The sequence below is a fragment of the Ruegeria sp. CDSC051 genome, from assembly GCF_059610665.1.
Window position 1 is genome coordinate 944594 of the sequence record NZ_JBXWOC010000001.1, and the last position, 12670, is coordinate 957263.

The following is a 12670-nucleotide window of genomic DNA, read 5'->3' on the forward strand; positions in this document are numbered from 1 at the left end:
AGGAAGGCAGGGGAGAGCTTTCCAGGGAGGACTTAGTGGCCAAGGCCGCCAGCCAGATTGAAATGCCAATCGGCGTCGTCGTGCGCAAAACACCCGGGGTTACACGCTGGGCGCAATGGAACTGGCGCGCCGTCGCCGTGCTGCCCGGCGCTGGACCGGCCGATTGGCTGGAGATGCGGCGCGAGGGTGAAGCGGTCGAGTACCACGCGGCCACCCTGCCCCTGACCCTTTGGTCAGATGAGGCCGAAGCCTACATGGTCAACCTGTCGGACGGGCAACCCTCGATCTATCTGGTCCTGCGCGATGCGCTGGATGGAACACAGCCGATGGACGCGGTGCTGGTGACCGCCTCACCCTTCGAAGGACAGGACTACGCCGATACCGGCGAAGAGCTTGTCGAGAAAATCCCAATGACTGATGGGCTGATCGCTTGGGTACGTGATTTCGCACTGGAGCATCATCGCAACGAAGTCTTCGTCAAGCGCCGCCGTGATAAGAAACGCACCGATCTGGTTGAGGACGGCAAAGGGGATGTACGCATCCGGCAAGACTCGGATGTTTTCCGCGCCCCGCGGAGGATTGTGCAATGACAGAAACCCGCGATTTCTGGTCGCGCCGTAAAGCCGCCGTTCAGGCTGAGGCCAAAGCAGAGGTTGTAGCAGCACAAGAACAGGCTTTCGCTGAACAGCGGGGCGAGCTGGAAGAAAAGACTGACGCTGAAATTCTGGCAGAATTCAATTTGCCCGATCCTGATCTGTTGCAAGTTGGTGACGACGTCTCGGGCTTTATGGCCAAGGCAGTGCCTGACCGGTTGCGCCGCCGCGCCCTTCGGCAGCTCTGGCGCCTAAACCCGGTTCTGGCCAATGTCGATGGGCTGGTGGATTACGGCGAAGATTATACAGATGCCGCCTGCGTGATCGAAAATATCCAGACCGCCTATCAGGTCGGCAAAGGGATGCTTGCCCATATCGAAGCTCTGGCCACTCAGGCCGAGGAGGAAGACGCAGACCCGATCCCTGAGGTTGAAGAAACCACGCAAGAGCCTGAGTTGCCCGAGGTAGCCGAGATGCAATCGTCAGAGCCTGTAATGATTTCTGAAATCGACGACCCGGAAGAGGCAGAGCTTACGCCTGCCCCACGCCGCATGAAGTTTGAATACGAAGGATAACCGTATGAACGCAAGCAACGCGCAAAACCTGGACGTCTCAGCCGAGGATCGTCTGCGCGCGGATTTCTATAACTTCCTTGGGCTGCTGCTTGCGGCGCCTCCGGATCAGATGCTGCTGTCTCAGGTTACTGGTCTGACCGGCGATGAAACCGATCTGGGTCAGGCTATCAAGGCCATGTCGCGGGTCGCCAAGGTGACCAAACCCGCGGCTGCCGAACGCGAATTCAATGCCCTGTTCATCGGGCTAGGACGCGGAGAACTGCTGCCCTATGCCAGTTTCTACCTGACTGGTTTCCTGAACGAAAAACCGCTGGCGCAACTGCGCAACGACATGGCGGTTCGTCAGATCACACGGGCGCAGAACGTGTTTGAACCCGAAGACAATATCGCCTCGTTGATGGAGATGATGGCGGGCATGATTGTCGGACGCTTTGGCGCGCCCGCCTCATTGGAAGATCAAAAAGCGTTCTGGAACAAACACATCGGCCCCTGGACCGCACATTTCTATTCAGATTTGGAAGCTGCGGAAAACTCGGTTTTCTATGCCTCGGTCGGCACCGCCGGTCGGGTTTTCATGGAAATCGAGCGTGAAGCCTTTCGAATGACGGCGGGATGATCCCGCCATTCGCCAGCGCCCCAATAGGCGCTAGATCGCAATTGGGAAAGGAGGATCCCATGAGCAAAACCAAGGAAGAAGGCGCCACGCGCCGTGATTTCTTGAAACTGGCCGGAACCGCAGCGCCCGCTGCAATCGCCGCCGCCAGCCTGAGCGGACAAGCCGAAGCAGCCGAGCTGCCAACGGATGAGACCCGCATGCAGGACACCGCGCATACGCGCGCATATCTGGACAGCGCCCGGTTCTGAACCCCGGACGATGTCACCACCCGACTGACGGTTGCGATTGGCCCTGACGTCGGCACCAACAGGACCAAGCCAGCCATGGAAAACATGGCCAGCAAGGGAGGAAAGAAATGCTTAGGAAAAAGACCAACGGGGTTGCGAGACGCTCCCAGCGGACAAGTATCCTGTCCCAGGTCGGCGAGAAAACCGTCGATCGCCGCGCGTTCCTGCGCGGATCGGGCCTGACGATCGGCGGGTTGGCCGCGATCAGCGCCACGGGTGGAACCGTGACGCCAGCCAGTGCCCAGTCAGCGGCCAATCAAGCCGTCGAAAACATCAAATCCATATGCACGCATTGCTCGGTCGGCTGTACCGTCGTCGCCGAGGTGCAGAACGGCGTCTGGATCGGGCAAGAACCCGGCTGGGACAGCCCTTTCAACCTGGGTGCGCACTGCGCCAAGGGGGCCTCGGTCCGTGAGCACGCCCATGGTGAACGCCGCCTGAAATATCCGATGAAAAAGGAAGGCGGCGAGTGGAAGCGCATCAGCTGGGAAGAGGCGATCAACGAGATCGGCGACGGCATGATGAACATCCGCGAAGAATCCGGACCGGACAGTGTGTACTGGCTTGGTTCCGCGAAACATAACAACGAACAGGCCTATCTGTTCCGCAAATTCGCCGCCTATTGGGGCACGAATAACGTGGACCATCAGGCCCGTATCTGCCATTCGACCACTGTTGCAGGTGTTGCGAATACATGGGGCTACGGCGCCATGACCAACAGCTATAACGACATCCACAACTCCAAGGCTATCTTCATCATCGGTGGCAACCCGGCCGAGGCGCACCCCGTCTCACTGCTGCATGTTCTGCGCGCAAAAGAGCAGAACAACGCGCCCCTGATCGTCTGCGACCCGCGCTTTACGCGCACTGCGGCGCATGCGGATGAATATGTCCGCTTCCGCCCCGGCTCTGACGTGGCGCTGATCTGGGGTATTCTCTGGCACATCTTCGACAACGGCTGGGAGGACAAAGAGTTCATCCGCACCCGTGTCTGGGGCATGGATCAGATCCGTGAAGAGGTCGCCAACTGGAACCCGGAAGAAACCGAGCGTGTGACCGGCGTACCCGGATCACAGCTTAAGCGCGTGGCGCGCACCATGGCCAATAACCGTCCTGGCACTGTGATCTGGTGCATGGGCGGCACCCAGCATACCAATGGTAACAACAACACACGCGCCTATTGCGTGCTGCAGTTGGCATTGGGCAACATGGGGACGTCGGGCGGTGGCACCAACATCTTCCGTGGCCATGACAACGTACAGGGCGCGACGGACCTTGGTGTTCTGTCCCATACCCTGCCCGGCTATTATGGCCTGTCCGCAGGGGCATGGGGCCATTGGGCGCGCGTTTGGGGTGAAGACCCTGAATGGCTGTCCGGCCAGTTCGCCTCGATCAAGGACAAGGAGGGCAAGGATAAACCGCTGCAGAACGAGCGCGGCATCCCGGTCTCTCGTTGGATCGACGGTGTTCTGGAAGACCCCGCCAACATGGATCAGGACAACAATGTCCGCGCCATGGTTCTGTGGGGGCACGCTCCGAACTCGCAAACCCGCGGGCCGGAAATGAAGACGGCGATGGAAAAGCTGGACATGCTGGTCGTGATCGACCCGTATCCCACCGTTTCCGCCGTTCTGCATGATCGAACCGATGGCGTTTACCTGTTGCCCGCCTGTACGCAGTTCGAAACCCGTGGCTCGGTCACGGCCTCGAACCGGTCGTTGCAGTGGCGCGACAAGGTGGTGGATCCGCTGTTCGAAAGCCTGCCGGACGAGGTCATCATGGCCAAGTTCGCCAACAAGTTCGGCTGGGCGGATCGGTTCTTCCGCAATATCGAGATGGAGGACGCCGAAACCCCAAATGTTGAAAGCATCACGCGTGAGTTCAACTCGGGCCTCTGGACCATCGGCTATACAGGCCAATCGCCGGAGCGTTTGAAAAGCCACATGGCCAATCAGCACACGTTCGACAGAACCACGCTACAAGCCATTGGTGGACCAAACGACGGTGAATATTACGGCCTGCCCTGGCCATGCTGGGGAACGCCAGAGATGGGTCATACGGGGACACCGAACCTCTATGACATGTCCAAACCGGTGGCCGAAGGTGGCCTGACCTTCCGCGCGCGCTTTGGCGTGGAACGTGATGGTGACAACCTGCTGGCCGAAGGGGTCTATAGCGTTGGGTCGGAAATTCAGGACGGATACCCTGAGTTTACGATGCAGATGCTGATGGATCTTGGTTGGGACGGCGATCTTACGGCCGAAGAACGTGCGGCCATTGACGCCGTTGCGGGGCCAAAGACCAACTGGAAAACCGACCTGTCAGGCGGCATCCAGAGGGTTGCGATTGCACATGGCTGTGCGCCCTTTGGCAACGCCAAGGCCCGCACCGTGGTCTGGACTTTCCCGGACCCGATCCCGTTGCATCGCGAGCCGCTTTATACCAACCGGCGTGATCTGGTAGAAGACTATCCGACCTATGAGGATCGTCAGTCCTATCGCCTGCCAACCCTGTATGCCTCGATCCAGAAGAACGACTTTTCAAAGGATTACCCGATAATCCTGACGTCTGGTCGTCTGGTCGAGTATGAGGGCGGAGGTGAGGAATCCCGGTCGAACCCGTGGCTGGCCGAACTGCAACAGGACATGTTCGTCGAGATCAACCCCCGTGATGCCAACAACCTGGGCATTCGCGATGGGGCTCAGGTCTGGGTCGAAGGGCCTGAGGGCGGCAAGGTCAAGGTGATGGCGATGCTGACCAACAGGGTCGGTGCCGGCGTGGCCTTTATGCCATTCCACTTTGGCGGCCATTTCCAGGGTCAGGATCTGCGGGACAAATACCCCTCAGGCGCTGATCCCTATGTGCTGGGAGAAAGTTCGAACACCGCCCAGACCTATGGCTATGATTCAGTAACCCAGATGCAGGAGACCAAAGCGACTCTCTGCAAGATCTCAGCAGCGTAAGGAGGACGACAATGGCTAGAGCAAAGTTTCTCTGCGACGCTGAACGCTGCATCGAATGCAACGCCTGCGTAACCGCGTGTAAGAACGAGCACGAGGTGCCCTGGGGCATCAACCGCCGCAGAGTGGTGACGATCAATGACGGCGACCCGGGCGAACGCTCGATATCGGTTGCCTGTATGCATTGCTCGGATGCGCCCTGTATGGCGGTGTGCCCGGTTGACTGCTTCTATCAGAACGAAGAAGGGGTCGTCCTGCACTCCAAGGACCTGTGCATTGGCTGCGGCTATTGCTTCTATGCGTGCCCGTTCGGCGCGCCGCAATACCCGCAGGCGGGCAACTTCGGATCACGTGGCAAGATGGACAAATGTACCTTCTGCGCCGGTGGCCCCGAGGAAACGCACTCGACCGCAGAGTTCGCCAAATACGGTCGCAACCGGATCGCAGAAGGCAAACTGCCCATCTGCGCCGAGATGTGTTCCACCAAGGCCCTGCTTGCCGGTGACGGCGACGTGGTATCGGCCATTTATCGCGAACGCGTCGTGGCGCGCGGTTTCGGGTCTGGCGCCTGGGGTTGGGGCACGGCCTACGACCAAAAAGACGGCTGATCCATAGCTGAACTTTCCCCGGCGCGTACCGCGTGCCGGGGAGCACTAAGATTTTTCGACGAAAAATCTCTGCCCGCCCGCAATCGGGCCTACGCCAATGACCGCGTCACGAGGTTCATATGATTTTCCTGCGACTTCTGTTCTGTCTCATTGTTTTGACTGTTCCTGCCCTTGCTCAGGATGCTCCGGATCGCAATTCGACGGGTGGTGCGACCACGCTCGAGGATATCTTGGCCCGGCAGCGTGGCGAGACGGTCGATAACGGTTATCGCTCAGGTAACACCGGTCAAGGCAACGCCGAAGGTCTGATGGGCCAGTTGGGCACACGTGGCGTGGCGTCTGACAGCGACGTCTATCGCGCTTTGCGCTATGGCTCGGCGGATGTGACGGTTTCGTCGAACGGTCCTGCGGCCAGCGTCTTGATACAGGACGGTGGCATGTGGTGGTTGAATTTCCGAACAGGCCCATTGCGCGATTACGGCACGTATATTCTGGCCGGGATGCTTGGCATTCTGCTGCTGTTCTTCTTGATCCGGGGTAAAATCCGCATTGATGGTGAAAAGACGGGACGCACGGTTACGCGTTTCTCGGGCTTTGAGCGGTTCGGACATTGGCTGTTCGCGGGCTCTTTCCTGATCCTTGGCCTGACCGGTTTGCTGACCCTTTATGGTCGAGACTTTCTGATCCCAATCTTCGGGAAAGAAGGCTTTGCGGCCATAGCGCAGGGCTGCAAATGGCTGCATAACAACCTCGCCTGGGCCTTCATGCTTGGTTTGATCATGGTCACTGTGAACTGGATCGCCCACAACATCCCCAACCGCACCGACCTGAAATGGCTGGCCGCCGGCGGCGGGTTGTTCACGAAAGGCAGCCATCCCCCGGCCAAAAAATTCAACGCGGGTCAAAAGATCATCTTCTGGGCCTGTATCCTGCTGGGCATATCGATCAGCCTGTCTGGCCTGTCTCTGCTGTTCCCGTTTGAGATGCCGCTGTTTGCTAAGACCTTCTCAATCGCAAATGCCACCGGCATCCCGCAGATGTTGGGTATGAACCTTCCGGTGCAGATGTCCCCCCAAGAAGAGATGCAATATGCGCAGGTTTGGCACGTGATGGTCGCCTATGTCTTCATCGCCATCATCATCGCGCATATCTACCTGGGCTCGGTGGGCATGGAGGGCGCTTTCGACGCGATGGGCACCGGCGAGGTCGAGGAACAATGGGCGCGTGAGCACCACTCGCTTTGGCTGGAGGAGGTCCAAGAAAAAGAGGCCAATAAGGCAGTGGCCTCGCCTGCGGAATAGATGCGCGGTCTAATCCTTGCACTGGTGTTGACCCCCCTGCCCGCAATGGCCGAGTTCTTTACGCTCAAAGGTCATGGAGGACCGATCATGGGGATTGCCGCCGCGCCGGACGGCCGGATTGCGACGGCCAGCTTCGACAACTCCGTCGGCCTGTGGTCAGACCGCACGCCGCAATGGCTTGAAGGGCACGAGGCTGCCGTGAACAGCGTCGCCTTTGGCGACACAGCGATCTATTCTGCTGGTGACGACTTTACCCTGCGCCGGTGGCCGGGTGGCCAAATCCTCGGGCGGCACAAAGGCAAGATCGTCGATATTGCTGTTTCAGACTCCTACATCGCCACTGCCAGTTGGGACGGCACGATAGGGGTTTGGCCGCTTGACGGGACAGAGCCAAGGGTATTAGGGCCCACAGGCAGCGGTGTGAATGCTGTTGTGTTCACACCAAACGGGGATGCGCTGTATACCGGCGGGGTTGATGGGGCGGTTCGTCTTTGGGATGTCGCAACCGGTCAGGAAAAACTGCGACTGGTTGATAACGGGTTCGGCATCAACGAACTGGTCCTGAACCCCCATGAAAACTGGATTGCCTATGGGGCCGTCGATGGCGTCACGCGCATTCGTGATCTGACTACAGGCGACGAGCATGATTTCACCCTGGACCGCCGTCCAATCCTTGCGCTGGCTCTCAGCCCGGACCGCAGCTTGCTGGCGGTGGGGGATGGTGAGGGTCATATCATGTTGGTCGATACCATCGACTGGCGCATCGCACAGGATTTCCGGGCCACATTGCGCGGCCCGGTCTGGGCGCTGGCCTTCTCAACCGATGGTAAAAACATCTATGCAGGTGGTATAGATGAGGCGATGTATAGCTGGCCGGTATCTGACCTTGGCGACCAACAACAGATGGCCGCGACTGAACCAAGTTTTCTGAAGAACCCTGACCAGATGGATAATGGCGAACGCCAATTCGTGCGCAAATGCTCGATCTGTCACAGCCTGACGGCGGACGGGCACAGACGTGCTGGACCTACGCTCTCTGGTGTGTTTGGTCGCCGGGCGGGAAGCTTACCGGGATATTTCTACTCGGACACGCTGCAAGACTCTGATATCATTTGGAATGACGAGACGATAAATGCCCTTTTCGACCAAGGACCAGACCATTACATTCCGGGATCGAAGATGCCCATGCAACGGATTACACAAGCGGATGACCGCAAAGATTTGATCGCCTTTCTGCGCCGCGTCACGGCACCGGAAAACTGAACCGGAGGTAAATATGAAAGCCTTTATAGCCGCAGTTGCCACGATGGCTGTAATTGCCGTCGCTGCGCCATTTGCCTTAGGTCAATTCGGATTCAGCGCGGCGAATGCCAGCGCGGGTTCGGCCGTGCGCCTCGACTGAATGTCAGAATACCTGACCACCAAAGAACTGGCGGACCTGCTGCGCATTGGCGAGCGTAAAGCCTATGACCTTGCCTCATCCGGCGAGGTCCCCTGTGTCCGTGCCATGGGCAAACTCTTGTTTCCAAGGGCTGAAGTCATTGCCTGGCTGAACGCATCACGTAGCGGACCGCAGGTCGCAGAACCGTCGCTGCCGCCGATCGTGGCGGGCAGTCATGATCCGCTGTTGGATTGGGCTCTGCGGGAAAGCGGGTCGGGCCTGGCAACTTATTATGACGGCTCATTTGACGGCTTGAATCGTCTGAAAGAACGATCAGCGCAGGCTGCGGCGCTGCATATCCACGAGACAGACGGATTCAACACGCAATCTCTGCAGGACCATCTGGGAGAGGCACCCGTCATTCTGTTCGAACTAGCAAAACGCCAGCGTGGGCTACTGATGGCCCCCGGTGTGACTGGGATATCGGACTTTTCTGACCTCAGGGGCCGTCGCATTCTTCTTCGTCAGGACAGTGCCGCCAGTCAACGGTTGTTCGACACGCAACTGCAGGCGCACGGCCTGAACCGAGACGATCTGAATACCCTGCCGACCTGCGCACGTACCGAAGAAGAGCTGGCCATAGCCCTGCATGACAGCAAAGCCGATGCCGGATTCGGCCTGGGTGCGCTTGCGGGGCTGTACAATCTGGGCTTTGCCCCGACCCATACCGAACGCCTGGACCTTGCCATCTGGAGGCGCGCCTATTTCGATGGCCCGATGCTTCGGTTGCTCGGCTTTGTGCAATCCGACCGCTTTGCCACCCGGGCAGAAGAATTCGGCGGGTATGACTTGTCGGATCTGGGAACCATCCATCACAATGGAGCCAGCGGCTGACCCTATTGGGCGTTGGGAAAGAACAGCTGCTGGCCGTCGAGCGTGTAAGATGCGATGGCCGCCTGCCCTTCGGGCCCGGTCAACCAGTCAATAAAGCGCTGCCCCGAGGCCGCCCGCACTTTGGGATGCTTGTCAGGGTTCACAAGAATAATCCCATATTGATTGAACAGGAGTGGATCGCCCTCAACCATGACCTCTAGGTTTCCCTTGTTGCCAAAGCTCTGCCAGGTCGCCCGATCCGTCAGCGCATAGGCACCCATCCCACTAGCCACGTTCAGTGTCGCCCCCATCCCGGATCCAGTTTCCCGGTACCAAGTGCCCGAAGCGTCGGTCGGGTCGATACCGGACGAGGCCCAATGGCCCAGCTCCGCCTTATGCGTCCCGCTGTCATCCCCGCGTGAGGCGAAGGGCGCCTTGGCCTTAGCCACGGCGGTCAGCGCCGCGATAATGTCAGTTCCCCCTTTCACTTTGGCGGGATCGGATTTTGGCCCCACAAGGACGAAATCATTGTACATCACGTCCGACCGCTCAACGCCCCAACCGTCAGCCACAAATTTCTCCTCGGCAGGTTTGGCGTGAACCAGCAAGACGTCCCCGTCACCGTTGATCGCATTGCGGATCGCCTGCCCTGTACCAACAGCCACCACGCGGACATCAATCCCGCTTTCGGCTTCAAAGCCTGGCAGGATATGGTCGAACAAGCCCGAATTCTGAGTCGACGTGGTTGATTGGACTACAATAAATGGCGTTTCGGCCAATGCGGCTGTAGTGTTCAGGCCAAGCGCTATTACTGCAGCCCCGACGAATTTGCGGATCATTTGAACTCCATATTCTGATTAGGTTACCAGACCACCGGCAACAAACCGGCGCGCGGCGTCACTTGTCGGGGCATCCAGAACTTGTTTGGCAGCACCGTGTTCGACCACGTGTCCGGCCTGCATCATGACGATATCCGCTGCCAGACGGCGTGCCTGACCGATATCGTGGGATACCATGACAATGCGAACCCCTCGGTTCGAAGCGCGCAAGATCATCCGTTCGATCATCTGCGTAGCACCGGGATCAAGCGAACTGGTTGGTTCGTCCAGGAACAAAGTTTCCGGGTCCAGCGCCAGCGCGCGCAGGATGGCCAGCCGTTGCGCTTCGCCCCCGGATAGCGATCTGGCGGACTGGCGCGCCTTACCCTCTAGCCCACCTTCGGCCAGCAATTCGTCGATCCGGGATTTGCGAGTTGCACGGGACATGCCCTGACGCTTTAGCACAAAATCAAGATTGGCTGACACGGACCGGCGCAACAGAACCGGTCTTTGAAACACCATCGCCTGTCGTGATTTGTGATACGCATTCAGGGCAATCCCGTCCTGCTGAACCCCGCCACTATCCGGGACGATAAGCCCGTGCAAACAGCGCAAAAGCAGGCTCTTGCCCGCTCCGTTCGGCCCAAGGATCAAAGTTGGTCCCAGCCCCATCAGGGGTAGCTCTGGTACTTGAAGCAGTGTCTTTCCCTTGCGGGAAATCTGTAAACTGTGAACAGAAAGACATTTCACCATCTCGGGCACCAGATCACGCATGGCGCAACCCTTCCTTCTCGGCCCGCAGGCTAAGCGTGCTGACCATGGCGTTTACTGCGATGGCTATGGCAATCAGGATGGCCCCAAGCGCAAGCGCCAAGGCCAAATTACCCTTGGACGTTTCAAGGGCGATTGTCGTCGTCATCACCCGCGTCACGTGGTTGATATTGCCGCCAACGATAATAACCGCTCCAACTTCGGCAATCGCACGGCCAAACCCCGCCAGCAATGCCGTAACAAGAGACAGCCGCGCATCCCACAATAGCACCGGAATCGATGCCATCCGCGACAGGCCGAGTGAGCGGAGTTGCTCGGAATATTCCTCGGCCAGCATTTCGACCACTTGACGTGTCAGTGCGGCAACGATCGGGGTCACCAGAACGACCTGAGCAATAATCATAGCCGTCGGTGTGTAGAGCAATTCAAGGACCCCCAACGGGCCGGAACGCGACAGCATCAGATAGACCAGCAAACCTACCACAACCGGGGGCAAGCCCATCAAGGCATTCATCAAGACGATCAGAATCCGCCGCCCTGGAAAACGCGCAACGGCCAAAGCCGCGCCCATGGGCATCCCGATAACGGCAGAAATCAGAACGGCAAAAACAGAGACTTTCAGGGACAACAGAACAATCGCCCACAGCTCCGGATCCCAATGAAGGATCAAAGCAAGCGCAGACCTGAATTCTGTTGTAAAATCCTGCATTATCTACCTAATATCCCCCATGTTGAACAGTTTGCTATAATTTACAGGTAATTACTATGACAAACGCCATACAAGTGCAGTCACATTTTCGACGCTTCCAACAAAAAACGCGGCCCCGTTTGGGACCGCGCCATATTCCATCGTGAACCTGACTCAGTTCAGTGCTGCATCCGAAATCTGATGCGTCCAGGCACCTTCGGGTTGTTTGGTGATAACGGGATCAGAACCACCGGCAAGCAGCGTCCCTACAGTGCGCTCAAAATCCGCCGGATCAAGCGATCCGTTTGAGCCCGCAGTCAGCTTGGCAATCTCACCCATCATACGTTTCTGATGCGCTTCGGTCTGGGCGCCAGTCGCGTCATTTTCAAGCACGATATCGGCCGCTTCATCTGGGTTCTCTTCGGCATATTTCCACCCCTTCATCGACGCCCGCACGAAACGTTCCATCTTGTCGACAAATGCCGCGTCGCTCAGGTTCTCTTCAAGAACGTACAGGCCGTCTTCCAGCGTCGCGACGCCCTGATCTTCGTATTTGAATGTGACCAGTTCGTCGGGGCTGACGCCGGAATCTATGACCTGCCAGTATTCGTTATAGGTCATGGTGCTGATGCAATCAGCCTGACGCTGCAGCAGCGGGTCGACATTAAAGCCCTGCTTCAAAACCTCGACGCCATTTTCGCTCTTGCCACCGGTATCAATGCCCAGCTGGCTCATCCAGCTCATGAAGGGGAATTCGTTGCCAAAGAACCAGACGCCCAGTGTCCGGTTCTTAAGGTCTTCTGGTGCGGAAATACCGGCATCTTTCCAGCAGGTCAGCATCATACCCGAGCTTTTGAAAGGCTGGGCAATATTCACCAGCGGCAGGCCCTTTTCGCGCGCGGCCAACGCAGCTGGCATCCACTCGACCGTCACGTCAGCGCCGCCACCGGCAATGACCTGTGTCGGCGCTATGTCCGGGCCGCCTGGCAGAATGGTGACATCAAGACCTTCTTCTTCGTAGAACCCTTTGTCTTTGGCCACGTAATAACCTGCGAACTGAGCTTGCGTGACCCATTTCAACTGCAATGTCACCTCATCCGCCGACCAGGCTGCACTGGCGGCCAGGCTAAAGGCGGCAACCGCCCCGCTGAGTATCTTTTTCATCTTCACATCTCCTAGTTTCAGTTGGCGCCCCATTT

At 58.2% G+C, this 12670-nt stretch carries 14 protein-coding genes; 10 read left to right on the forward strand and 4 right to left on the reverse strand.

All coding sequences use genetic code 11. The annotated features are described in order from the left end of the window. Window positions 1–35 precede the first annotated feature (35 nt). From AC2FH0_RS04780 to AC2FH0_RS04825, 10 genes are all read left to right on the forward strand, one after another. Window positions 36–590 (forward strand): DUF3305 domain-containing protein, encoded by a 555-nt coding sequence (locus AC2FH0_RS04780; protein WP_142634353.1) that lies wholly within the window; start codon window positions 36–38, stop codon window positions 588–590. Beyond that, a complete protein-coding gene (locus AC2FH0_RS04785) occupies window positions 587–1168 on the forward strand; it encodes a DUF3306 domain-containing protein (RefSeq protein WP_496690711.1) in 582 nt (193 codons plus the stop codon). The genes AC2FH0_RS04780 and AC2FH0_RS04785 overlap by 4 nt, the downstream gene beginning before the upstream one ends. Window positions 1169–1172: 4 nt before the next feature. Then, window positions 1173–1784, forward strand: a complete 612-nt coding sequence (locus AC2FH0_RS04790) for a TorD/DmsD family molecular chaperone (RefSeq protein WP_496709320.1) — start codon at window positions 1173–1175, stop codon at window positions 1782–1784. Window positions 1785–1843: 59 nt separating this feature from the next. Beyond that, on the forward strand, window positions 1844–2032 hold the full coding sequence (locus AC2FH0_RS04795) for a twin-arginine translocation signal domain-containing protein (protein WP_496788703.1): 189 nt from the start codon (window positions 1844–1846) through the stop codon (window positions 2030–2032). Between the two features lie 107 nt (window positions 2033–2139). After that, window positions 2140–5034, forward strand: a complete 2895-nt coding sequence (locus tag AC2FH0_RS04800) for a formate dehydrogenase subunit alpha (RefSeq protein ID WP_496693276.1) — start codon at window positions 2140–2142, stop codon at window positions 5032–5034. Window positions 5035–5045: 11 nt separating this feature from the next. Then, on the forward strand, window positions 5046–5639 hold the full coding sequence (gene fdh3B / locus AC2FH0_RS04805; RefSeq protein ID WP_085821701.1) for a formate dehydrogenase FDH3 subunit beta: 594 nt from the start codon (window positions 5046–5048) through the stop codon (window positions 5637–5639). Window positions 5640–5758: 119 nt separating this feature from the next. Beyond that, a complete protein-coding gene (locus AC2FH0_RS04810) occupies window positions 5759–6940 on the forward strand; it encodes a formate dehydrogenase subunit gamma (RefSeq protein ID WP_496788704.1) in 1182 nt (393 codons plus the stop codon). Then, complete coding sequence (locus AC2FH0_RS04815; protein WP_496788705.1) at window positions 6941–8203, forward strand: c-type cytochrome; 1263 nt, start codon at window positions 6941–6943, stop codon at window positions 8201–8203. Window positions 8204–8216: 13 nt separating this feature from the next. Then, a complete protein-coding gene (locus AC2FH0_RS04820; protein ID WP_281972248.1) occupies window positions 8217–8342 on the forward strand; it encodes a hypothetical protein in 126 nt (41 codons plus the stop codon). After that, window positions 8343–9215: a substrate-binding domain-containing protein gene (locus AC2FH0_RS04825; protein WP_496788707.1), complete on the forward strand. Its 873-nt coding sequence runs from the start codon at window positions 8343–8345 to the stop codon at window positions 9213–9215. Window positions 9216–9217: 2 nt separating this feature from the next. On the opposite strand, the gene AC2FH0_RS04830 is transcribed toward AC2FH0_RS04825, so the two are convergent. From AC2FH0_RS04830 to AC2FH0_RS04845, 4 genes are all read right to left on the reverse strand, one after another. Beyond that, window positions 9218–10033 carry an ABC transporter substrate-binding protein gene (locus tag AC2FH0_RS04830; RefSeq protein WP_281972250.1) on the reverse strand — a complete coding sequence of 272 codons (816 nt, stop codon included), beginning with the start codon at window positions 10031–10033 and terminating at the stop codon, window positions 9218–9220. 18 nt (window positions 10034–10051) lie between these two features. After that, a complete protein-coding gene (locus AC2FH0_RS04835; protein WP_496788708.1) occupies window positions 10052–10786 on the reverse strand; it encodes an ATP-binding cassette domain-containing protein in 735 nt (244 codons plus the stop codon). Further along, window positions 10779–11492 (reverse strand): ABC transporter permease, encoded by a 714-nt coding sequence (locus tag AC2FH0_RS04840; RefSeq protein WP_281994749.1) that lies wholly within the window; start codon window positions 11490–11492, stop codon window positions 10779–10781. Before AC2FH0_RS04840 ends, AC2FH0_RS04835 begins: the two co-directional genes overlap by 8 nt. Before the next feature lie 153 nt (window positions 11493–11645). Continuing rightward, on the reverse strand, window positions 11646–12635 hold the full coding sequence (locus AC2FH0_RS04845; protein WP_271946556.1) for an ABC transporter substrate-binding protein: 990 nt from the start codon (window positions 12633–12635) through the stop codon (window positions 11646–11648). Window positions 12636–12670 lie beyond the last annotated feature (35 nt).